The organism is Gemmatimonadota bacterium, from assembly GCA_022560615.1.
Classification (GTDB): Bacteria; Gemmatimonadota; Gemmatimonadetes; order Longimicrobiales; family Gaopeijiaceae; genus UBA1138.
On sequence record JADFSR010000024.1, the window covers coordinates 1 to 23,365 of the forward strand.

Here is a 23,365-nt window from a genome sequence, read left to right on the forward strand (position 1 = left end):
GCGGTGTACGACGCGACCGATCCGCTGTCGCTGATTCCGCTCCGTTGGCTCGACCCTGGCGACGTGTACGATCTGGGCGCGCGGCGCATGTTCCTGGAGGATCAGGGTCGGGACGGGGGCCGGTAGTGCCCGCTGAGGGCCCCCGACGTAACCACCGACGACCCGATCAGCTACCCGAAGACGATGAACTCACCACCCCCCGACCTGCCGAAGCGCGGGTTCACGACGTTGTTGAAGATCGAGCCGAAGCGGTACGTGATCCCGAACGAAGTGAAGTAGCGATAGTTCGTTTCGAGCTGCCGCTGCCGCAATAGGATCTGCTCTTCCGTCAAGTCCCCGGCGGAAATGTACAGTTGGTCGCCGATCCACGAGTAGTTGCCGGAGAGTTGGATGGAAAACCCACGAAAGAGGCGGATGTTGAAGTTCCCCGAGAGCGCCAAGTTGTAGCGATCCAAGTCGTGCATGTAGTGCGCACCCGTAAGCGAGGTCGACCACCGTCCCCACTGCTCGACGAGCGAGAGCCGGCCAGTGAGCGACTCCTGGAAGCGAGTCTCTTCGGTTTCGCCGAAGATCGTCCGCTCCGTGTAGTCGAAGTGGTTCGGGCCAACGAGGTACTGCAGCGTCATGGAACGCCGGCTCGACTCCTCGTAGGGAAAGAAGTTGTACTCGACGCCGGGCTTCACGCTCCACCGAAAGTCCTGGTTGAGAAACGTCGAGGAGCCGGCGTTCACGCGCATCCCGAGCGAGAACTGCCCGCCAACGCTCTTCACCAAGGACGAATTCACGCCCCAGTCTTCCCGGGTCTCATTCACCGAGAAGGTGGAGCCGTCAGAGAGCGGCACTTCAAACCGCTGCACGTTCCGGCTGTAGTTCCCACCCAGTGAGATCTTCCACTGTTCGGTGGTACGGTTGGCGCTCGCATTGCCGAAGTAGTTCGTGAACTTCGACGTAGACTGCCCGTTCACGAACCCCCGTGCGCTGATACTGAAAACCCAGAAGTTCCACGGGTCGTCCTCGGGAGAAGCAGTCTGAGCACCGGGACCGCCAAGTGGGCCCCCACCGGGCCTGCCGGGTGCGCCCGTCTGAGCTCCGCCGCCGAACGTCACCGTGAGTTGATCTGCCAGCGCACTGTCCTGGACGTAGCGCACGAGGCCCAGCTTGAGCCGGCCCACGATCGCACGCCGCTGCTCGTCGGACGTCGCGTCGCCGGCCGTGGCGACCGTTAGCTCCTGATCTTCACCCTCGAAATCGCCCCGGCCGATGAAGGCCAATGTGTACAGGAAGCCACCACCGCCGGTCCTTTGGGATGTGACCAATACGTGGACGTCGGACACCTCCCTGTCCCGGACCCAGTTGACGATCGGGACCTCCCGACGAAAGAAGTCCATGTCGCGGCACCCGAAGCCCTGGCAATCGAAGAACAGGTTGAGCGCGTCGCCCGTCGCGGGCGCGTCCTGCGCCGCAGACGGAAGCGCGCACAGGCACATGAGGACAACGAGGCTCGCCACCCACCCAAACCGCTTCATCTGCACCTCGGCTCAGTAGTTACGCTTTCAGGAATCGCCGCGCTGAGAGGGGAAGGGATTGCAGCGCGGCGTCACGAGTAAGACGCAGGAAGGGGGTCCTAGCGTTGCGTCTACTGGATTCCAGCCCGCCGAATTCGGTCGAAGAGCACGGCGAACAGCCGCTCCCGAGTCACGCGGTCGAGGGTTCCCAGCTCGGAGAGGGCGTCGGTGATCCCTTCGATCCGGTCCCACATCTGGTCACCGAGCATCTCGGTGCTCGGCACTGCCTCGAGCACCGGATCATCGGAGACGCCGGCGCTCGCCGGCTCGTACGCGATGTTCTGCTCGTTGTCGAGCAGAAACGTGTGGAGATCGAGCGACGCGTTCAGGAGGTCATCCATCAAGCTGTACGCCTCGAAGCGCGCATCGCGCGCGGCAACGAAGCCCGAGTCGGCCCTTTCGATGAGCATGGCGGCTGTGTCCGCCGTGAAACCGGCGGCTTCGACCTGCTGCACGTATTTGTCGTGGAAGAGCTGCGTATCGGTGTCTCTCACTTCGTCGACGAAGCGCTCAATCCCGATCCAGAACGTCTCGATGTCCTCGAACTGGCTGGCGTTCGCAAGGTAGTTGCCACCCAACCACGCGTCTCGGGGCTGGGTCGGGATGTCCAGCGCCGCCAATCGGCCGCGCAGGTCTTCTACCATCTCGGTGAGCGCAGCCTCCGCCATGTCCCCCATGCGGGGCAGGAGTTCGGCCGGGATGTCTGGAATCACGACCGGCGGAAGCGCGGGGGTCTCGACCTCAGTGCCCGCAAACGACCGCCAGGCGAGGAAAGCGGCAGCCCCGCCCCCTAAGAGAACGACCACCCCGACGATCATGCCGACGGGGACCTTCTTCGGTCGACGAGGAGCCGAGGGCCGTGAACGTGGCTTCCGCTCGCCATCATCCTGGTCCTGCTGCTGCCGCTCACGGGGAGTTTCAGGCGCATAGTCCGACAGGGGCTGCTCGAGCTCGAGTCCTCCGTCCGAGCTCCCGGTGTCGCCTCCGCCGACGAAGTCCATCGGCGACTCCAACTCCATTTCGTCGTCCGACAGCTCCATCGGCGCGTCCAGTCCACCACCCAGCTCCGCCGACACAGATTCCGATTCCGATTCCGCCGCGGGAACCAGGTCGAGGCCCATCCCACCCAAGTCCATGTCCCCAGCGTCGGCGCTCTCACCGCCACCCGGTTCCACTTCAGATGTGACGACGAAAGAAAGGTCGAGGTCATCGAGATCAGCGTCCGCCTCCGGCGCCTCCGCGACGGATTCGAGTGCCTTCTCGCGCTCCGGCTCCGATTCGGCATCATCAGCCGAAGCTGACTCGGACACTGGGAGCTCGGGCGCCATGGCGGGGGGAGGAGCTACAAGACCCTCCTCTTCCGCATCTCGCGACAGCGTGTGGAAGATGTCGTGCGTGTGCGCCGGTCCCCAACGGTCAGCCTGAGCGTCGTACAGCTCTGTGTCGGCGCTGATCGCCCCGAGCTGGATGCGCAGGGCTAGGGCGTCGACGCTCGGAATGGTGACTTCGTTGCCTTGGGAGTCCATGTAGGCGAAGCGCATCGCGACTCCGTCAGATGTACCGATACAGTGCCCTAGGAGATGATCCGTCCGCGCGGGCGGCTGCGGTACTTCTCGTAGAGAGACTTGTGCCTGTTGTCCGTGCTCACCGCACGTCCCATGATGAACAGGTCAGTGACCTGCGTCTGGATCTCGAGCGGATCACCGTCCGTGACGATGATGTTCGCGAGCTTGCCTTCCTCGATCGTCCCGATGCGATCGTCGAGTCCAAGCATCTCGGCCGCGTTCTTGATCACCGCGTTCAGCGCCGCGTCGTGGGGCAGACCATAGGGCACTGCCTGAGCTGCCTCGTACGGGAGCGTCCTCGAGTTGGCGGAATTGAACGTCGCGAACGCGATTTTCACGCCGGCGCTATGCAACTTGCCGGGGTTCGCGTACGCCTCGTCGTACGCGGCGTCCGCGCCGCTCGGCATCGTCTGCGTGCCGGACAGGATCATCGACACCTCGTTCTCGGCGAGCCAGTCGGCGATCTTCCATCCCTCTCGGCCGCCCGTAATGACGTAGTGGATCTCCTGCCGCAGCGCCCACTCGACGGCATTACGGATATCGCGCTCGCCGTTCGCCGAAAGCAGGACCGGCATCTCCCGCTCAACGACCCTGGCCATCGCTTCGAGCTTGAGGTCGCGGCGGACGTCGGCGCCGGCGCGCACGGCCTGATGGTACCGCCGGCCCGCTTCCATCCACTCGTCCAGCTGAGTGACGGCTTGTTGATAGCGCTCCTGTCGGTCCGAGAAGTCACCTCCCCCGCGGCCTCCGCGTCCACCGCCCCGTCCGCGACCGCCACCGCTTAGTGACGGGTAGTTGATGACCATGGCCGCGCCGGGCTCGACCCACATCTCTTCGACCGTCCAGCCGTCGAGCCCGATGAGGGAAGCCTGTCCGGGAATCGCACCGTCTCCGCCCTGAGGCGCGACCATGGTGAGCGTAATCCCGTTTGCACGCGCGACCGGCACGTGCTCCGTGGCCGGATGAATGGCGGTCGCCGCCTGTAGGTGCGGGTTGAAGTTCCCCTGCTCACGCGAGTCGTTGGTCACGTCGACCTGGCCGACCTCGGTCAGACCCAGGCCCGAGATGGCGTCGAACAGGCCGGGGTAGACGTGCTTGCCGGTGGCATCCACGACCTGTGCGTCCGCCGGCACGTCCACGTTCGGGCCGACCGCCAAGACGCGACCGTCCCGGATGACCACGGTGCCGACGAACGGATCGCCGGCGAGCGTGTGCACGGTACCTCCCTGGATGGCGTACGTCTGCGCCGAAGCGGCAGCCGCCAACGCGAGGGTCAGCACGAGGGCGCCTGCGGCGCCGAAGATTGTGCGTTTCATCGGTTCACCTCCTCACGGGGTCGCCCAGGAGACGCAACGCGATCGGTGGTTGCGCGGGTTCCGGCTTCGCCGATCCCGTGCTTCTCCATGAGCGCGGCCTTTTCGGCCTCGATCGCCTTCTGACGCTCACGATCCATGTCGATGTCGAAGTACAGCTTGCCGTCCACATAGGTCTGGATCGGCTTACCGAACATGCTCAGCGGATGACCTTCATAGATGACCAGGTCGGCGTCTTTGCCCTCGTCGATCGATCCGGTTCGGTCTTCGATGCCGAGCTGGGTCGCCGGGTTCAGCGTGACGAGCCGTAGAGCCTGCTCCTCATCGAGCCCGCCCCACTTCATGGCCTTCGCGGCCTCCTGGTTGAGGTGGCGCACCTCCTCGCCCGAGTCGGAGTTGATCGAGACGAGCACACCGCGCTCGGTCATCAGCGCGGCGTTGTACGGGATCGCGTCGTACGCCTCGACTTTGTACGCCCACCAATCGGAGAACGTGGAGGCGCCGGCACCGTGAGCGGCGATCTCGTCGGCCACCTTGTACCCCTCCAGCACGTGCTGGAAGGTGCGGATCGTGAAGTTGAACTCCTCCGCGAGCCGGATAAGCTGCAAGATCTCGTCGGCACGATACGAGTGAGAATGAACCCAACGCTCGCCTTTCAAGATCTGCATGAGCGACTCGAGCTTGAGATCTCGACGCGGGGCTACTCCCTGCATGCCTCCCGCATCGTACGCGTCCCACTCCTCCATGTACTCGGTCGCGTCCAGAAATGCCTGACGGATCACGTCCTGTACGCCCATGCGCGTGGCGGGGTAACGATCCGGATTCCGATCCCGCTTCGTGTTTTCACCCAGGGCAAACTTGATGCCGGGGTGCGCCCCGACCCGGAGGTCCGGTGCATCGGCCCCCCAGCGCAGCTTGATCACCGCGTTTCCACCCCCGATGGGGTTCGCCGAGCCGTGCAGGATGTTGATCGTGGTCACCCCTCCCCCGAGCGCCCAGTACATGCCGATATCCTCGGGCCGAATCACGTCCTCGATCGTCACCATCGCCGAGACGTTCACCGTCCCTTCGTTGATGCTCATCGCCGCCATGTGGGAGTGTGCGTCGATGATGCCGGGAATGACATATTTTCCGGTCGCGTCGACGACGGTTGCGCCGCTCGGCGCGCTCAGGCCGGTGCCGACTTCGGCGATCTTGCCGTCGCGGATTACGATGTCGCCGTTCTCGATCGTGCCGTGCGACGCCGTCAGGATGGTGGCGCCGGTAATGAACGTGACTGCGTCGTCTCGGTAGGGGCCCTTGTCCTGAGACATCGGGATCGGCGGCGCCGCGTAATCGGGCCCGGAGGCCTCATCCTCATCCTCATCCTCATCCTCCCCTCCCCGGCCCCCTCTGCCGCCCCGACCACCACGTCTGCCACGTCCGCCATCGCCAACTGAGGCCATCGTCTCGGGCTTGTCGTACTTCTCACCATCAACGAACACCGTCTCGATGTTCGTGCTATCGGCGAAGATGCTGCCGTCCGCGATGACCAGGTTGCCGATCTTGCCCTCTTCGATCGAGCCCATCCGGTCGTCGATACCGAATATCTCGGCCGGGGACAGTGTGAGAGCGCGGATCGCGTCCTCCTCCGAAAGGCCCTGAGCAACAGCTCTGCGCACTGCGTCCAGAATGTCGGAGGGGTCATCCAAACCACCTGAATAGAACGCGAACTTGACCCCGGCCTCCGCGAGCACCGACGGGGTGGTCGGCGCGCGGTCCCAGAGGCGCAACTGCTCCAACGAGGGAACCGCGTCCGGGTCGCCACCCGTCGGGGCCGACGGCCAGTCGAGGTTCACGAGCGTCGAAATGCCCTCGGAGGCGAGGAGATCGGCAGCCGCATAGGCCCCCTGGGCGCCGTATATGATCGGGGTTACGCCCATCTCGGCCGTGGTCGCGATGGCGCGCCGGACGTCCGACCGGCTGGTCGCCGGGAAGAGGAGTGGCCACCCTTCGCGGAGCTGCTGCCGGATCGGCTCGAGGGAGACGTCCCATTCCGGACGCTGTTTCCCACGCGGATCTTCGTCGTACGCGTTCCATACCGCGTCGTAGTGCGCAGCGTCGTAATAGAGCTGCTTCAGGTACGCGAACACGCCCATCGGGCTGCCCGGAAATCCCGAGTACGAGCGATCGGACAGGTTCACCCGCATCGCTACCGAGCTCTCCACGACCATCTCACGCGGCCGTTCGAAATGACCGAGGTTCAAGATGGCTGCTTGCCCCGTCACGAGGCCGTCGCCGATCGTGCTCACGACGGTCGTGAAGCCGGCGCTCCGCCAGTCCTCGAAGCGGGCGTCGTCCTTGTCCAGATCGTCCGCGGCGGTGAGCCACGTCGTCGTGCCCGGGCGGTCCTCGGGACCCCAGGACCGGTTGGTGTCATCGGTTTCAGCGCCGGGGCCGAAACCCCGTCCGCCCTGTTGCGGAGGGGCGACTGAGCCGTGGCCGAGCGTCGTGAACGCATCGATCAAGCCCGGATAAACTGTCTTTCCGGATCCGTCGATCACCCAAGCACCCGCGGGAATGTCCACGTTCTGGCCGACTGCGGAGATAATGCCGTTCTCGAGGACGACGGTGCCGTTGTCGATCGTCTGGCCCGAAACCGTGACGATCGTCGCGTTCTGGATCGCATACAGCTTGATCGCGGCAGGACGGGTCGGTCTTGGCTGTGCGTCGACGGCTTGAGGGGCGACGATGAGAGCCGCCAAGATGACCAGGAGCGCCCGCGGGCTCCGAGCCCTCCCGACGTCAGGTAGCTGGAGCCGTGCTGTCATGCTGGGACCTCCGTTGATGGGATCGACAGAATAGTCTCGCACCTCGGGAGCTGCCAGAAGTGGTACTCCAGGGACATGCGACCCGCGCCGAGTGTTGCTTACCGCTTTCGCCGTCGGCCACACCAGCGGTCCGTTCGCGCCTACTTCCAGCGCGCGATGAAGCGGCCAATGCCGTTGGCGCTCGGGGGGCGTCTAGCGTCCCATTGCCTCGGCGAGCCCCATCTCCTCGACGAGCGTGCGCAGGTCGGCGACCTCGTGGTCGGGCCGGGCGCTGGCAGGCTTCGTCGCGCCACCTCCTCGGCTTCCCGCGCGCCGATTGACCCAGACGCACGTGATCCCGAGAGCGCGTGCCGGAGCAATGTCGTGATACAGGCTTTGGGCGACGTGCAGGACCCGACCACGCGGGAGGTCGAGTCTGTCCAGAACCTCGTGAAAGTGTCCCTGGTCCGGCTTGTAGCTACCGACCTGCTGGGCCGTCACGACCTCAGAGAAGTCGACCCCTAGTCGGCCCGCGGACCCCGCGAACAAGTCGTCATCCACGTTGGACACGATCGCCAGCCGATAGCGGGTCTCGAGCGCCCTCAGCGCCCGGGCCGCGTCCGCGAACGGCGGCCAAGCGCCGACCGACGCCGCCAAGCCCTCCACCTGGGCGCTGGTCGGCACGAAGCCGAAGTCCTCACCAAAGCCGCGCGCCACGTCGGCGAGAATGGAGCGATATCGCCGGAACGGTCCCTGCTGGGCTTCGGACTCGAGGCGAGCGTACCGCTCCAGGAGCTCCTCGTCGTTCTGGTCGACGACGCCATGGGCATCGAGAAGCGGCCGGAGAAACGAGAGGATGCCGGCCTCCCAGTCGATCAGTGTTCCGTAGCAGTCGAAGGTGAGCGCGTCGAACCGCGCGAAGTCAAATGGCGGCCCCGTCTCCGGCCCAACCTTCACTTGATCAACAGGATGCGGGCATTCACCGGATAGAGCCACTCGATACCGCGCTCCGTGACCAACGCGTCGTCCTCCAACGGAATTCGCACTTTGGCGTTACCCCAGTCCGGATTGGCCGTATACGCGAACAGCTCCACGGAAATCAGCGTGCCCGGCCGCAGCTCGTAGGTCAGCCGCGTCGGGTTGAAGAACGCGAGGGATGGGCCGAACCCGTGGCCCCAGTTCCCGACCGAGTGGGGTCCTATGACCACGTCCGTGATCGTGGGATCGACGCTCGGTTGGTTGAACTCGATTCGGTTGAAGCCCGCGCGCTCGAGCGCGCTCCACGTGGCATCGAGGGCCAACTGGGCCGTAGCCGCCGGTTTGATGCTCGCCTTCATCACGTCCCGCACCTGCTTGGCGCGATCGAAGGCGTTCTGGATTCCCGCCGGCACCTCCCTTTCACCGTCGCGTAGAACGTAGGCGATACGCTTCATGTCGGTGTAGAAGTCGAGGAACCCGACGCCCCAGTCGACCATCAGCAGGTCACCGCGCTGGATGATGCGGTCGCTCGACGTGGCGGCGATGCCCTCGGGACCGGTGACGTAGACGGACGGCATGTCGAACGAGGAGTCGAGGCCGCGCGCGAGAAGCTGATCCGACATCCACCAGGCGACATCCTCGAGCGTGGTTATTCCTGGAGTGATGACCTCGTTTGAAAGGGCGCGCTCAGCGATCTCGCGAGACATCTCCCCAGCCTCCGCGAAAGCGGCGATCTCGGCCGCGGTCCGCGTGGATCGGAAGTCGGAGACGAAGCGCTCGGCCGACACCAAGCGCTCGCCGTAGCTCCCGAGCTCGCGCTTCAGGTGCAGATAAGAGGTGTGGGAGAGCCCATCGGCCCCGCCGATCGACTCGGCGATGTTCACGCCGATGCGCTGGGGGTCCCGTTCGGCAACGTAGTCTGCCAGCTCTCCGGCACCGCCGAAGTGGTCATACACGCCGCACTGCTCGAGCATGTAACCTCCTACGCCGAGCGCGGCCCGCTCGACGCGGTCGCCTCGATCCGTGAAGACGTAGTATGCCCAGCCTCCCACGTAGCCACGGCCGAGCGCCTCCCACATCGGGTCGAGGAGCCCTTCCCTCATGACGACGATCCACATGTCGAGGTCGTTGTCACGCATCGCCGTCGGCAGCACGAGATCGAACTTCTCGGCGCGGATCAGGCACATGCGCTCCCAGCGCGCCCGCGCCTCCTGAGCATTCGTCGCAGCCGGAGCAAGAGCGAGCGCGAGCGCGAGCGTCAGGAGGGCGAGGACCGCGGGTCTCATCGGACGAGCAGCAGGAACGCGGATGGGATACCGGCTCATCAGTTTCCTCCGGAAGCGTTGGACGAGGTGAGTGGGGCAATCTGCGTGTCCGGGTTCGGGCTGGAAACCAACACGGGGCGCCACACTTGTGGCAACGCGGGTCCCTCGATGTCACGGTCGTGGGCCCTCACTCGTTCCTTAGACTGAGACCCCATGACCGCCGACCGTGTAGAACCGGACGGAACCGACATCCGATGGCTGTCGGTGTTGCGAGACCCTACCGGGAACGCCGTGGACTTCGACACCACGTTCGACGAGGAGTACCTGCCACTCGTGCGCTTCTGTCACCGCTTGAGCGGTGACCGGGACGCGGCCGAGGACGTCGCCCAGGAGGCGATGGTCCGGCTCTTCGAGCGCGACGTCGAGGGGAGCTCCGCCGGAATCCGAGCGTGGCTCTTCAAGACCGCGACGCACCTGATTCGGGACCGCTACCGGGTCGAGGGAAACCGCAAGCGACTCTTGAGTGAGAACCCGGTTATGACAACTGAGCCCGAATCCCCGGACAAGGCCTTCGAGCGAACAGAAAATCGAGCGAGGGCTCGCCGCGCGCTGGATGCCGTGCCCGCCCGGGACCGCGAGATGCTGCTCATGCGCTACTCCGGCTTCAGCTACCGCGAGATCGGCGAGGCGGTCGACGTGGCCGCCACCTCGGTCGGTACCCTGCTCGCTCGTGCGGAACGCCGGTTCATCGACGTCCTCGCTGCCGCAGGAGAGCCGGCATGAGCCACCTCACGGAAAGAGCGATCCTCGAGCTGCGCGACGGCGTTCCAGTCGATGCCGACGCGCGCGCCCACCTCGGCACGTGCGAGATGTGCCGCACGGCGCTGGAAGAAGCCGAGGCACGCGCGGCCGACATCGCGTCGGCACTCACCGACCTCGATGAGCGGTTCGACGTGGCATCGGCCCGCGCAGCCGTGCGGGCTCGGCTTGCGAAGCGTGAGGCAGCGGCTGGGCAGAGGCGCGAGCCGCGGGTGCGTACGTCCTTCTGGACGCTTGGGAGGGCCGCGACGTTCCTACTCCTGACCACCGGCGCACTGTCGGCTCTTCCAGGTTCGCCGCTACGCGAATTCATCAGCGGCCGAGAGCCCCAGGCACCCGCACCGAGTGCGTTGGCGCCAGCGGTGTCGGTCGAGCCGGTCGGAATGCGCATGATCATCGAGGACGGTCCGCTGGTGGTTGAGCTCGACCAGGTGCCCTCCGGAACGACGATCGAGGTACTCTGGGTCGCGGGGCCGGCGGTGACAGTGCTTGGCGCACGGGGAAGCTCCTTCACGTCAGCGGAGGGCCGGGTGCGGGCGACGATCACCGGTGGGCCGGTCACAGTCGAGCTTCCGGAGTCGATCTCTGCGGTATCATTGGCGGTGAACGGACGTATGTATCTGCAGCGCTCGGCCGGCGGTGAAACCGTGTCTGGGCCCGTCGTCGGGCGAGACGCCGATCGAATCCGGTTCATCGTGCCCTGACGATGCGAACGTCACCGTCCTCCAGAGCGCTCCGCGCGGCGGCACTCCTCGCCGTCTTCGCCAATGTACCGTCCATGGCGCATGCCCAGGTGCGGGCGACGGACCCCGCGATGGCGTCGATAGGCGGCGTGGTCACCGGGATCTTCGACGGGCGACGGACCCCTCTGGCGAACGCGTTGGTTGAGGCGCTTGTAGCGACGACTCGGAGAACGGTCCTCGCCGACAGCGTCGGGCGGTATCGATTCGAGAACCTCCCGGCCGGGGAGATCCGTCTCACCGTCATGCACGCCGGGCACGCTTCGCTTTCGGTGGAAGTGCTCGTTCCCCCAAGAGCCGACGTGCGGGTCGACCTGGAGCTGCAGGCCGAGCCCGTCGAGCTGGATCCGGTGGACGTGGTTGGCGAGCCGCGCTCTCAGGACGTTGATGCGGCGACCGGCGAACGGGTTCCGATGCCGGTGCTCGAGGTCCAGGCGCTCGATCTCACGCCTGGGGTAGGACATCCGGGCTTGCTCGACGCGTTGCAGTCGCTGCCCGGAAACGATCCCGCCGACGCCACCGACGTGCTCTACATGAGGGGTTCGACTACGGACCTGAAGCTCGTTCTGCTCGACGGGGCACCGGTCTACACACCGTTCCACGTTGGCGGACTCATGCGGAGCTTCGAACCAGCAGTGCTCGGCACCGCAGTGCTTCACGTCGGTGGAGCGCCGGCGCGGTATGACGGTGGCCTCACGCACATCCTCGACCTCGAGACGCGCCGACCCCGAAGGGATCGCGTTCGCGCATCGGGCTCGCTGGATCTGCTCGCCGCCACGTCCGCCTTGGAGGGGCCGCTCGGCTCACGTGGAGGCTACGTCGCATCGGCGCGATCGCTGCACGACCTGGGCGCGACGGCACTTCGGGGCCGGCCTCCGTACGGCTACCGGGATGTGCTGCTCGGGATGGAATTCGAGCCCACCAACGGACAGTTGGTCCGCGCCACCGGCTTCTGGAACTCAGAGGCGGTCCTGTTGGACTTCGCCAACGCACCGGACGACGCGAGCTGGTCGAACCGCGCCGCTTCCGTGAAGTACATAGGAGCGGTGGGTACGGGCACGCTGGAGCTGATGGCGGCGCGGAGTGGATATCGCGCGTCGCTTCCCCTGCAGCCGACGGCGCCGGCCGATGAACCCATCCCAAACGCCTTGCTCGCAACCGCCGCGACCGACCGCCTCAGGATGATCGGTGAATTCGCTTGGGGCGCCCCCGGGGAACGCCTCCGGCTCGGTGTGTCTCACGAACGCATTGACGCGGCATTCGCCGCTCGAGCGCTGGGTGGCGGACCAGAGACGAGCACGCGGACTCAGACGACCACGACGGGGGCTTACGTGGACGCGACTCGACCGCTCGGGCCGGGGCTGACGCTGCGGGCCGGCCTTCGCGGAGACGCTTTCTCGTCCGGCGGCTTCCGTCTCGCCCCGCGCGTCGCCTTGATGTGGGACTTCGATCCGAACGCGCTGATCACGATCGCGGTAGGACGCTACCACCAACCGACCCGCACGCCCGACGTCGAAGTCGAGAGAACGCTCGCAGAAGTCGTCGAGCAGGGCTTGCCCGCGTCCGCCCTCTTGCCGGTGGCTACGGCAGACCACGTGGTCGTATCGCTCGACCAGACGCTCGGCACCAACGTACGACTCGGCCTGCAAGGGTTCTGGAAGCGGTACGAGGGGCTGGAGGCCGCACCCGAGAAGACCATCCGCTCGTCCGGCATCGACCTCCAACTGAGGAGTGCCGGGACGCGGGCGGCGGTGTGGCTGGGGTACGGCCTCTCCTGGTTCTGGTCGACGGAAGACCTCTCCGGGTACAGCTCCGACTTCGCGGGTCGCCATCTGCTGAGCGCGGGACTCTCAGGAGGTCTCGGCGGACCGGTACGAGGAGAGATTCGAGTCGCGTACGGTGCAGGCCTGCCGTATACGAGCATCCCATTTCGCGGCTTGGCGGGAGAATCGGCCGATCCGACTTTCGCCCCGGACGGCGAGGGGACCTCGCCCTACAGGAGCCAGGACTCTCCGCTCGTTTCAGGGCCTGACGAGGAGTTCCTTCGCATCGACGTCGAGGTGCACGCGCTCCTGACTCCCGAATGGGGCGGCCGACGCTGGAGCGTGCGGCCATACCTGCGTGTCCTGAACGCGCTCGACCGTCGCGATGCGCTCTTTTACACGTTCCAGTCGTGGCGGAGCGACAAGCTTACGCCCCTCGCCGAACGGCCGCTACTTCCGGTCTTCGGAGTGGCCTTCTCGTTCTGAGGCGTCACGGCTGCCCGCCCGCAGTCGTTCTCTGAGTGACGGCGGCCGAGGTGCCGCCGACTACCGGAGGTGACGATGCGCCTTTCATTCGTTCGTGCTCTTGCGGCCCTCGCCGCGCTTCTCTCGATCCACGCGGTGCCGCTCGCCGCCCAGCTCGTGCCGATCCGCACGATACCGGTCGCGTCGGGCGACCAGTTCCTCATTCTGCCGAGCGCCAACCTCGGCATGGCCGGAGTCCGTTTCGCCGTGAACGACTCCCTCGGCGATCCATGGGTCAACCCTGCCAAGGGCGTCTTCATCAACGAGTCCTCGTTCCTGGGGTCGCCCACCTTCTACAGGATCTCCGACAACGGTGGCTCCGGGAAGACGTTCCCCCTCGCAGGCCTCTTCCGCGGCGCCGAATGGTTCGGGGGTGCATCGCTCGCGCTACAACAGATCGACAACTCGAGGCGCACCGGTTTCTTCATCGATCGTTGGGTGGACTGGATCGGGCCGCCGCGTCGCCTGAGCGACGTTTCGTCCCGCAACCTCTACGCAAGCGGCTTCGTTGGGCGCCGGCTCGGAGCCGGTCCGTGGTCGGTAGGTCTGGCAGCCTCGACGGCGCATCTCGATGCGCTGGATGGCGTCGACCTCTTGTACGCCGGCGCGGACCGTATTGAGCAGTCGGGCAGCATCTCCGATCTGCGATTGGGATTGTATCGCGACGGGGAACGCGAGCGTCTGGCGATCATCCTCGTCAACAATCGCATATCGATGACCCACGACGTCATGTACGTCGACTTCACTTGGGACGATCCGATGCAGCCCCCCGTCGCCCGGGCGCGTATCGAGATCAACGAAGACAAGACGCGAACGTGGGGAGGACAGCTTTCCTGGGACCGAGACCTCGACGCTCCAGGTTGGCGAGTGGGAGCGGCGGCGACCGTCAATCGGAAGTCGCATCCGAAGATCCCCAACTACAGCATCCAAAACATCCCTCGTGACCCCGGCACGACGTGGGCGTACGAGGCCGGATTCGGATTCGGCCGTACACGCGGCCCGACCACCTTCGGGATCGACGTCGTGTTGCAGCCGATCTGGAGCGAGACGTGGCAGGAAGCCGATGAGGACGTCGTGACCGACGACGGTATGCTGATCAAGGCGGGCGGACGGACGATCGAAAACGACTTCTTCTTCACCAATGTGATCCTGCGCGCCGGTCTCTCCCATCAGCTGGAGGATGTCGGGCTACAGGGCGGACTCGAAGTTCGCTCCTACGACTACACACTCGAGCAGACCAATCACGTCGAGAACTCCTTTCGCGAGCAAGACGAGTCGTGGATGGAGTGGACGCCGACGTTCGGCGCCACCTTCCGGTTCTCGGACCTCGAGCTCACGTACGCTGGCCGCCTCACGACCGGAACCGGCCAGCCAGGAACGGTGCAGGCGTGGCGCGGCGTGGCTGAGGCTCCACTGAGTGCCGGTGCCGACTTCATCGTGGCCCCCGAAGCCCCGCTCACGCTTCAGGACGCCTCAGTACTCACTCATCAGCTGACACTCAGGATCCCGATCCGGTAGGTGAGCTTGGCGAGCAGCCCGTGGCACTCCTGCCACGGGCTGCTACGGTCTCACGAGCTGTTCGAGCAGAGCAGCCGCACTCGTGAGCGTCTTCTTGTCGTTGCCTGAAAGCGAGCGCAGTCTTTGCGCGAGTCGATCGACACGACGCCGGCGCCCCTGGTGCAACAAGCGCTGTCCCTTCTTGGTCGCCTCGACCCAACGGACCCGCCGGTCCTCCGGGTCCTCCCTGCGCCCAACTAGACCCTGTTCCTCGAGGTCACTCACGAGGCGAGAGATCGTGGGTGGACGCACCTGCTCGGCATGCGCAAGCTCCCCCACGGTGAGCGGTCCCCGGAAGACGATCACCGACAGTGCCGAGAGGCGGGGTGCGGTCAGCCCGGACGCGTCGTCCTCCTGGCGAAGATGGCGCAGCAGGTGGATCGCGGCCGAGTGCAACCGGTCCGCAAGGTCGGTGGCCGGGTCGTTCGCGCCTTCCTGGTCCGACATGGAGGCCCCTTGAGAGCCCTGGAGGCTCGATCCTGTACTACAAGGTCCCCGACATCGACGGCGCACACCAGACGCTGGTCGCACGCGGCGTAACATTTGATGTCGACCCGCACTTCGTCCACGATATGGGAGATTACGAGTTGTGGTTGGCCTTCTTCAAAGACAGTGAAGAGAACCAATTGGCACTGATGTCCGAGGTCGCGAAGTCGTAGAACTGCTGCCCGCCGGCTTCAGCCCCGACCCTTGACCAGCGACCGCTAGAAGCTCTATTTCACCCACATTCTTCAGGTTCGACGAAACCGGGAGCACTGATGTCGGAGAATGGTGTCGACCGAATCCGCGTGATCCTGCGGTGGATTCAGATCAAGGACAACAAAGAAGCCGTGTGGGACGACGAGGGCGAGTTCCGATTCCGCTCGAAGATCACCACCGGTGGCGACAGCCATGAGGTGGAGTTCCCGGAACAGGGCTACTGGTCCATCTCCGATCACCCCCGGCGCAACAAAGTCGACAAGATCGATAAGACTTTGTACGAAGGTAAGGTGGGGGAGAGCCTGGTCGTAGAGCTTTTCGGCGTCGAGTTGGACCAGTTGACGGCCAACGATCACCTCGAGAACTATCGGCGCGAGTTCATCGGCCCCTCGTCCTCCTGGATCGGTCGTCACCAGCCGACCGACGAAGGCTCAGGCGACCCTGAGAACATGGTCGACTGGCGTGTCTGCTATGACATCGAGCAGGCCTGACGTCTGAGTTGAACGACGCGGGCGGGCTCGCCCGATCATGACCCAGAGGCCCCTTCTGCATAGCGGAAGGGGCCTCCGGCATTCCTGCGCCACCAGGTCCGTCTAGAGCCGCCTCGACTTTCGGTTTTTATTCGGCTACCTTGTTCAACATGCCGAGCACACAAGCCCTGCCCGTCCTCCGCGGCCGGGCAACGACCTGGAATCCGCCCAATCGGTTCGAGCGACTGCACTTCGACCGGGACGGCTGGACCGACCCCGACGACCCGACGCCTCAGACGGTTCTCCTGAACGACGCGACACGCTCGATCCTCGCCTACAACGATTCGCCGGATGTGGGATTCAACGTGGGCATCAACCCCTACCGGGGGTGTGAGCACGCCTGCGCGTACTGCTACGCGAGGCCCACGCACGAGTACCTGGGTTTCTCCGCCGGACTCGACTTCGAGACGAAGATCTTGGTCAAGCGGGAAGCGCCAGAGTTGCTGCGAAAGGCGTTGTCGGCCAGGAAGTGGAAACCGCAGGTGATCGGGTTGAGCGGCAATACCGATGCGTATCAGCCGGCGGAGCGGAGGCTGGGGATCACGCGCCGATGCCTGGAGGTGCTCGCCGAGTTCCGGAACCCGGTCGCAATCATCACGAAGAGCTACCTCGTCTCACGTGACGTGGACTTGCTGGCAGAGCTCGCTGAGCACAACGCCGTCGCGGTTGTGCTCTCCGTCACGTCGCTGAACCGGGACATCCAGCGTGTCATGGAACCGCGGGCCTCGATCCCGGAGCGCCGATTGGCAGCGATCCGAGTGCTGGCGGGAGCAGGGATCCCCGTTGGCGTGAACGTCGCCCCGGTCGTGCCCGGCCTCACCGACCACGAGTTGCCCGCGATTCTGGAGGCTTCTGCCGAAGCGGGGGCCTCGTTCGCCGAATACATCCTGCTCCGACTTCCCCACGGGGTGAAGGACATCTTCTCTACATGGCTCGAGCAGCACTTCCCGGGTCGCAAGGACAAGGTGCTCAACCGCGTGCGTGACATGAGAGGCGGCAAGCTGTACGACAGCCGGTACGGCGTGCGTGGGAGGGGTGAAGGGCCCTGGTCAGACCACCTCCGATCTCTTTTCCAGGTGACGAGCGCCCGTCTGGGGCTCAACCGGCCTCCCGCGCTCTCCGCCGCCTCGTTCGTCCGGCCTCCGGACCCGGGGAAGCCCCAGATGAATCTGTTCGGGAGCGCGCCGAGTTAGAACTCCCCCTGCCACCGCTCCTGACGAGCGTTGGGACTGCGCTGGAAGGTCCACAGGAAGTTCGTGAAGCCTACATCGTAGTCCGACAGCCCGTTTTGACCGGTCAGCTTCATGCGCTCGTCGTACAGCTTCTTCATGACGAGCGAGACCGAGCTCTCGTAGACGCCGGCGTCCGGACGTAGCGCGTGCAGCTCATTTGCCAGTTCCGAGCGCAACCGTAGACCGTCCACGAGGTCGTGGTACTCCTGATGATCCTCGCCCGCGATCGACTTGAGCTGCCGGTGAAGACGCTCCGCGAGCGCAGACTGGACCATCAGTGGATCGCCTGAAGACATGAGCGCGAGGTAGGCTAGCGCCTGGGCGTGAAGCTCTTTCCAGTAGCCCTTCCGGTGCACGAATTCGTGACAGATTACGTGCGCCTCGAAAACGCCGGTGTCCTTGAACAGAGCGACGTCCCCCGAGATGATGTCGCAGACTCCGATCGCGAAGGGGAAGATCAGCTTGGCGAGCGTGAAGTCCCGAATCTCGGAGCTAGTGTGCACGCGCTGGCCGGTGATGCTGGCCATGTACTCCGTGAGGTGCTCGTTCACCGCTTTGGCGAGCTCGGCCCTCGGCACTCGTTCGTCGGTGTACATGTCGTTGAGTCGGGTCGCGAGCCTCGATATCTCGTCCCGACGAGCGTCGTCGGGCATCTCCTGAAGGCTCTTGATGTCCGCGCCGAACTCGCGGTCGAAGTCGATCCACTTCATTTCGCGACGACTCAACCAGTCCTTCACTGCGCTGCCAGCGTACATGCCGAACGCAGCAGCGCTGAGAACTCTTCCGGGGAGGGTCGCGCCGAGCAGGAGCCTCGAGGCGAGGGGTGCAGCGGCGATGACGTCGGTCAGCGAGACCGGAGCGTACGTAGCGTCGTTGGGAATGCGGATCTCTTCCATGGAAGCCTATACGGCCTTCGGGGGGACAGAAGTTCCATCAACAAAAAACGCCGCCTGATGCGGGCGGCGCAATCTGCACTGAAGCTGAAGAATCCGCGAACGAATGGTCCGCGAGCAGAGCCGGTCAGCTCTGTCGGTGCTGTTCGATGTAGTCGGATTCGAGCTCGGTCGGATGTACGACCTGAGGTTCCACCTGCTCCGTGCCAACGCCGATTTCCGGCTCGCCCACTGGTGCGTTCTCCTCCGGAGATGCGAGTGTCAGCAGCGCGACCATGAGCGGGACGCCCACCAGGGGCGCGGCGATGGCAGCCCACCACGGGGCTCCCTTCTTCTCATCGATATGTGCGTTGATCATCGTCCCTCTCCCACCGCTTTCCGGAAGGCGACCCCTGCCGCCTCGCTCACGTCCCAATACGTTCGAATCAGCCGGACGGTTTCGGCTCGGTCCGCCAGAGCTACCGCGCGCTCCGGATGATCCAGCTCCGACCTCCGACCCTCAACCTCCTTCGACGCTCCAGACCCCCGAGGCGTTGTCTCGCCTGCGCAACCACATGCGACTATTTTGTATCCAACGGCTGAAACCCTGGCCTACCGACTCGCGTAGACTCCCTCAGCGAACGATGGCTCGGTGACGGCCGCGGCGGGAACTCAGAAGTGAGGGCGACGTGATGAGGTTTGCAGCGGGACTGACGGCTACTGGGATCATCGGCTGGCTCCTGTTGGAGGCCCTCAAGATTCTCATGATTCCAGTGACCGCTTGGGTCATGGGCTTGCTCGCCGTGGCGTTGAAGATCGCGCTGATGGCACTCGGTGTCGGCGCCGCACTCGGCGTTGGCGTGTTCCTCTTCCGCCGGGCCCGGAAGGCCAAAGCGGAAGCCGAAGCCTAGCTTTCCACGCCGGGATGCTCGACTAGCTCCGAGTTCCCGCAAGGGGTCGACTACCGGCCGAGTTTTTCTCTCAGCGCGAGCGCCTCGTCAAGCACGGCTTCCTCCATCAGCGAAGTCAGCCGCATCTCCATCACGTGCCCCACCTCGCGCAGCGCAAGCTCGGAACGGTCGGTGTCCCGATACAGATTGGCTAGCTGCAAGTGATGATCCGACACGTCAGGGGCGTACTGCTCTGCGAAAAGCAAGTTCTGCTCCGCGAGCTCCCACGTGGCCTTCTTGAGTTCGGCCCCCCCCAGAAGATTCGTCGCAATCCACCTCGTGATCCGGTTCATGCGCCGGATCCCAGCGTGCAGGCGCCCGATCAAGTGACGTGCCCCCGCGTGATCGGGAGCGCGCTCGAGGATCACGTCCAACTCCTTGTGCAGATCCGACGCCTTGAGGACGCGGGTGCGGCCCCCCTCCTCATTCGCTCGCATCCCGAGCACCACGGCGAGCGCGAAGCGTCGGGCGACGTTGTCCTCCTCCTCGACCGCCGCGCGGGCCTGGGCCTCTGCGTCTTCGAGCAGCGCCTTCATCCGGTCCTCATCGTCGAGCACCTCAGAAGACGCCTTGACCAGCAACCAGACCGTGTCAGGTACGCCTTCCACGGCCCAAGTTGGCTTCGCGGCGTCACTCACGAGCGGAACCACCGCGGGCACGGTGATCCTTGGGAGCTGCTGCGCGCCCATCGATCCGCTGGGGATTCCGATACCGAGCAGCAACGTCGCACAAGCCGTGGCCAACGGGCCCCACGCCACGGTCCTCATGGCCTTGCCAGGGCGCCGGCGACGGCGGCTCCCACGCGCACGACAGCGTCACCATACCACGTGCCGATGCTCGGATGGACGCGCGCCTGACTCGCCCCCGCGAGGTCGGGGATCCACACGCGCTCGACGAAGGACTCGACCGTAGCCGGATCGCGGGTCATGACGATGATCTCCTCCAGGATGTGGTAGCTCATGAAGTCGAAGTTGCTCGAACCGGCGACAAGTAGCTCGTCGTCGATGAGCATCGCCTTCATGTGGCTCATCACGCCCGGGAACCGGAACACATCGAAGTCGTCCCGATGCGCGCGTTGCAGAATGTGGCGGGCGAGGTTCGACTTGTTGTTCGCGGCCGGCGTAAGGACCCGCACCCGCGTGCCTCTCCGCTGCGCAGCCGCGAGGTGGTGCGTGAACGGGTGGGACAGGTACGCGCTCATCACGTCGATCGACCGCTGTGCAGCTGCTATCGCCTCGAGCACCGGCCGCAACATTCGAGAATTACCACGTCCATTGAGCGACAAGACGCGGAACGGGCCAACCTGCTCATCCATCGTCTGAGGCCTACCGTCCCAGCTAGCTCGAAAGTCGCCCGCGAGGACGCGCGCGAACTCCGAGCACTCGACCCGAAACATCACGTCGTGCCACTCGAAGTTGTGCTCACTGAAGTTGATGCCGCCGAAATACGAGATCCGATCGTCGATGACCACGAGCTTCTTGTGATTTCTGCGAACCAGCTTGAGGGGCCAGGGGCCGATCGGGTTGCCGAACTTGACCCGCGCGCCTCCGTCACGGAGCCGGCTCACCCACCGGTGGGTGAGTTTGACCTCCCGGCGGAACGGGCGTTCGAGCCACGCAGGGCCAGGGATCAACCTATCGTTATGGTAGAGCAGGCTGAAGCCGTCCACCAGCAGCCGCCGATCGATCGCCCTACACCGCTCGAGCGCTCGTCCGAGCGCGGTACCGACTCTGTCCCCTTCGAACGAGAAGGTCTGAACATAGACGCGCTCGCGTGCATCTCGCAGGTCGTCCTTGAGACGACCCCAGAATTCGGCGGCGTCGACAAGCACTTGGGTTTGCATGAGTCAGCCTCCGATCAAGAACGAAGCGAAGCCCTGTTTGGCCAGCAGCTCGATGGCCGATGCACCGAACTTATGTCCTGCCCACGCGAGCACACCGAATCGAACCGCGCGGCCGGCGGTGCCGGACAGGATGAAGGGCAGCGAGGGCATCTGCAACGTGCCGCACGCGAGGCTGACGCCGTAGAACGGCGGGAAACCGAGCGTGGCGCTCGTGAAGACGAGCGAGCTCACCGCCCCGCCTCGCTCGGAAACAGCCCCGGAGGCCTTTTCGACCCTGGCTCGCGCCTTCACCGGTAGCTTGGCCGGAGCCCAGCGCGCCAAGGAGAACAGCAGCGTCTTGGCGCTCATCTGGCCGATCGCTGACACCGCCACCACGAGTGGCAGCGCGGGCCCTGGCACCACCACGGCTGCTGCCACGACCAGCAGCTCTGCGTTTACGAGCGGCAGAACCCCGCTGACCGCCGTTCCCACCAGCAGTCCTGTAAGTATCTCCCACATGGCCTCTCCCCCCTTGGTGCACTTCACGGAGCCGCTCTCGCTCCCAGGTGCCCGAAGGATGAGACCTCTGGGGGGTCCGGGTCCCTACGGCACTTGGCGTATTGGAGACGTAGACGGATTGTAACAATCGCTGGCAAGGACTACATCCACCTACCGACGTACTTGCGGCGGCATCCACCCGAAGAGAGTGTCGAACACTCAGCCACCATCCAACCAGGAAGTCGTGAATGAACCTCCCAACTGTGGACGGAACGCGTGCGCGCGTCGCCGTTTGGAGCCAGCTCGAAGACCGGCAGCCCGCATACGGCGCTGGTCTCGAACGTAGATCTCGTCGTGATCCGCTTTGACCACCGGGTCGCGGTGTTGTATGGGCGTTGTCATCACCGGGGCGCTCTGCTCGCGGACGGCTATATCGATGGGCAGAACCTCATCTGCGGTGTCCACGGCTGGGACTATCGGTACGACACGGGTGCCAGCGAATACAACAACGACGAGGCATTGCACCGCTTTGCCGCCGTGATCGACCAAGAGGCGGACGCGGTGTGGGTGGCCGAGGTCGCTGAGTTCGCGGAGGCACACCCGCAGCCCTACCGCCGCGACGAATATCTCGGCTTGTATCAGGACGTGCACGGGGGCCCGGAGGAACCGCACAACAACTATATCCAGGGCCTCGCGCGAGACGGGCTGTCAAAGGTCGGTCACCACGGCGTGGTCTCGGCGATGGGGGTCCCGCTCACCGAGCTGCCGCGCTGGGACGACCTGCAGCTCCTCACCGCACAGTTGGCCCGACGCCCCGCGATGGACGACCAGCCAGTAGGCACCGAGCTCGTGATCGGCCCAAACGCCTTGAAGCCTCTTCGCCTCGATGTCCCGATCTTCGTGAGCGACATGAGCTTCGGAGCTCTCTCCGAGGAAGCAAAGGTCGCGTTGGCAACAGGAGCGGAGCTAGCCGGAACCGGGATCTGCTCAGGCGAGGGAGGCATGCTGGAGGAAGAGCGCGAAGCGAATAGCCGCTACCTGTACGAGCTAGCGTCAGCAAAGTTCGGTTGGAGCCTCGACAAGGTCGCGAAGTGCCAGGCGTTCCACTTCAAAGGCGGGCAAGGCGCGAAGACCGGTACCGGTGGTCACCTGCCCGGTGCGAAAGTGGTGGGCAAGATCGCGGAAGTACGTGGGCTCGAGGTCGGTCGGGCCGCGATCAGCCCGCCCGCCTTCCCCGACCTAGTGACGGTCCACGACTTCCGAGCGGTCGCCGAAGAAGTGCGCGAGGTCAGCGGTGGCATCCCCATCGGCTTCAAGTTGAGCGCGCAGCATATCGAGGACGACATCGACTTCGCGCTCGAGGTCGGGTGCGACTACATCATTCTCGACGGGCGAGGCGGCGCAACAGACGCTGCCCCCGAGATCTTCAAGAACAACATTTCGGTCCCGACACTCGCGGCGCTGCCCCGCGCTCGGCGTCACCTCGACGCGTGCGGCGTCGACGGTGTGACCCTCATCATCACCGGAGGGCTGCGCACGGAGTCGGACTTCGTGAAAGCGCTTGCGCTCGGGGCAGACGGCGTCGCGATCGCGAACTCGGCCCTGCAAGCCATCGGGTGTCTCGGAATGCGCGCGTGCCACACCAACAACTGTCCGGTCGGAATCGCGACGCAGCAAAAAGGGCTTAGGGCCCGGCTCATCGTGGACAAGTCCGCCCGGCGACTCGCCAACTTCCTCGAAGCCTCGATCGAACTCATGCAGGTGCTCGCGCGCGCCTGCGGTCACTCCCATCTTCGGGACTTCAGCCCAACCGATCTCACGACGTGGAAGCGAGACATCGCGGACCTGACCGGCGTGAGGTACGCGGGCATGGGTACGTGATG

19 protein-coding genes and 1 pseudogene are annotated in these 23,365 nt (G+C 65.0%); 8 read left to right on the forward strand and 12 right to left on the reverse strand.

Going from position 1 to position 23,365, the window contains the following annotated elements; all coding sequences use genetic code 11:
• Positions 1–170 precede the first annotated feature (170 nt).
• From IIB36_13510 to IIB36_13535, 6 genes are all read right to left on the reverse strand, one after another.
• Positions 171–1,526, reverse strand: a complete 1,356-nt coding sequence (locus IIB36_13510; protein MCH7532757.1) for a hypothetical protein — start codon at positions 1,524–1,526, stop codon at positions 171–173.
• A 110-nt stretch (positions 1,527–1,636) separates the two neighbouring features.
• Positions 1,637–3,106: a hypothetical protein gene (locus tag IIB36_13515; protein ID MCH7532758.1), complete on the reverse strand. Its 1,470-nt coding sequence runs from the start codon at positions 3,104–3,106 to the stop codon at positions 1,637–1,639.
• Between the two features lie 32 nt (positions 3,107–3,138).
• Positions 3,139–4,446 carry an amidohydrolase family protein gene (locus tag IIB36_13520; GenBank protein ID MCH7532759.1) on the reverse strand — a complete coding sequence of 436 codons (1,308 nt, stop codon included), beginning with the start codon at positions 4,444–4,446 and terminating at the stop codon, positions 3,139–3,141.
• Positions 4,443–7,253, reverse strand: coding sequence for an amidohydrolase family protein (locus tag IIB36_13525; GenBank protein ID MCH7532760.1), 2,811 nt, complete (start codon positions 7,251–7,253; stop codon positions 4,443–4,445). Before IIB36_13525 ends, IIB36_13520 begins: the two co-directional genes overlap by 4 nt.
• A 192-nt stretch (positions 7,254–7,445) precedes the next feature.
• Positions 7,446–8,189: a haloacid dehalogenase type II gene (locus IIB36_13530; protein MCH7532761.1), complete on the reverse strand. Its 744-nt coding sequence runs from the start codon at positions 8,187–8,189 to the stop codon at positions 7,446–7,448.
• Positions 8,186–9,496, reverse strand: coding sequence for an aminopeptidase P family protein (locus tag IIB36_13535; GenBank protein MCH7532762.1), 1,311 nt, complete (start codon positions 9,494–9,496; stop codon positions 8,186–8,188). The genes IIB36_13530 and IIB36_13535 overlap by 4 nt, the downstream gene beginning before the upstream one ends.
• A gap of 192 nt (positions 9,497–9,688) precedes the next feature.
• Between IIB36_13535 and IIB36_13540 the strand changes: the two genes are divergently transcribed.
• From IIB36_13540 to IIB36_13555, 4 genes are all read left to right on the forward strand, one after another.
• Positions 9,689–10,258 carry a sigma-70 family RNA polymerase sigma factor gene (locus IIB36_13540; protein ID MCH7532763.1) on the forward strand — a complete coding sequence of 190 codons (570 nt, stop codon included), beginning with the start codon at positions 9,689–9,691 and terminating at the stop codon, positions 10,256–10,258.
• Positions 10,255–10,998: a hypothetical protein gene (locus IIB36_13545; protein ID MCH7532764.1), complete on the forward strand. Its 744-nt coding sequence runs from the start codon at positions 10,255–10,257 to the stop codon at positions 10,996–10,998. Before IIB36_13540 ends, IIB36_13545 begins: the two co-directional genes overlap by 4 nt.
• Positions 10,999–11,000: 2 nt before the next feature.
• Positions 11,001–13,283, forward strand: a complete 2,283-nt coding sequence (locus IIB36_13550; protein ID MCH7532765.1) for a TonB-dependent receptor — start codon at positions 11,001–11,003, stop codon at positions 13,281–13,283.
• A gap of 75 nt (positions 13,284–13,358) precedes the next feature.
• Positions 13,359–14,840, forward strand: coding sequence for a hypothetical protein (locus IIB36_13555; GenBank protein MCH7532766.1), 1,482 nt, complete (start codon positions 13,359–13,361; stop codon positions 14,838–14,840).
• Between the two features lie 42 nt (positions 14,841–14,882).
• Here the strand turns inward: IIB36_13555 and IIB36_13560 are convergent, their stop codons facing one another.
• Positions 14,883–15,326 carry a MarR family transcriptional regulator gene (locus IIB36_13560; protein MCH7532767.1) on the reverse strand — a complete coding sequence of 148 codons (444 nt, stop codon included), beginning with the start codon at positions 15,324–15,326 and terminating at the stop codon, positions 14,883–14,885.
• Between the two features lie 311 nt (positions 15,327–15,637).
• Between IIB36_13560 and IIB36_13565 the strand changes: the two genes are divergently transcribed.
• Both IIB36_13565 and IIB36_13570 read left to right on the forward strand, forming a co-directional pair.
• On the forward strand, positions 15,638–16,069 hold the full coding sequence (locus tag IIB36_13565) for a hypothetical protein (protein MCH7532768.1): 432 nt from the start codon (positions 15,638–15,640) through the stop codon (positions 16,067–16,069).
• Positions 16,070–16,218: 149 nt separating this feature from the next.
• A complete protein-coding gene (locus tag IIB36_13570) occupies positions 16,219–17,301 on the forward strand; it encodes a PA0069 family radical SAM protein (protein ID MCH7532769.1) in 1,083 nt (360 codons plus the stop codon).
• Here the strand turns inward: IIB36_13570 and IIB36_13575 are convergent.
• Both IIB36_13575 and IIB36_13580 read right to left on the reverse strand, forming a co-directional pair.
• Positions 17,298–18,236, reverse strand: a complete 939-nt coding sequence (locus IIB36_13575; protein ID MCH7532770.1) for a DUF3810 family protein — start codon at positions 18,234–18,236, stop codon at positions 17,298–17,300. The two genes, IIB36_13570 and IIB36_13575, sit on opposite strands and share 4 nt — an antisense overlap.
• A gap of 124 nt (positions 18,237–18,360) precedes the next feature.
• On the reverse strand, positions 18,361–18,591 hold the full coding sequence (locus IIB36_13580; protein ID MCH7532771.1) for a hypothetical protein: 231 nt from the start codon (positions 18,589–18,591) through the stop codon (positions 18,361–18,363).
• Between the two features lie 310 nt (positions 18,592–18,901).
• Here IIB36_13580 and IIB36_13585 point away from each other — a divergent pair, with 310 nt between their 5' ends.
• A complete protein-coding gene (locus IIB36_13585; protein ID MCH7532772.1) occupies positions 18,902–19,123 on the forward strand; it encodes a hypothetical protein in 222 nt (73 codons plus the stop codon).
• 50 nt (positions 19,124–19,173) lie between these two features.
• Here IIB36_13585 and IIB36_13590 read toward each other — a convergent pair whose 3' ends face one another.
• From IIB36_13590 to IIB36_13600, 3 genes are read right to left on the reverse strand one after another with little or no spacing between them, the layout of a single operon-like run.
• A complete protein-coding gene (locus IIB36_13590; protein MCH7532773.1) occupies positions 19,174–19,929 on the reverse strand; it encodes a hypothetical protein in 756 nt (251 codons plus the stop codon).
• Positions 19,926–21,005 carry a phosphatidylserine/phosphatidylglycerophosphate/cardiolipin synthase family protein gene (locus tag IIB36_13595; GenBank protein ID MCH7532774.1) on the reverse strand — a complete coding sequence of 360 codons (1,080 nt, stop codon included), beginning with the start codon at positions 21,003–21,005 and terminating at the stop codon, positions 19,926–19,928. The genes IIB36_13590 and IIB36_13595 overlap by 4 nt, the downstream gene beginning before the upstream one ends.
• A gap of 3 nt (positions 21,006–21,008) precedes the next feature.
• Complete coding sequence (locus tag IIB36_13600) at positions 21,009–21,530, reverse strand: hypothetical protein (GenBank protein ID MCH7532775.1); 522 nt, start codon at positions 21,528–21,530, stop codon at positions 21,009–21,011.
• Between the two features lie 200 nt (positions 21,531–21,730).
• Between IIB36_13600 and IIB36_13605 the strand changes: the two are divergent.
• Positions 21,731–23,363 (forward strand): annotated as a pseudogene (locus IIB36_13605) (alpha-hydroxy-acid oxidizing protein).
• The last annotated feature ends 2 nt before the right edge of the window (positions 23,364–23,365 follow it).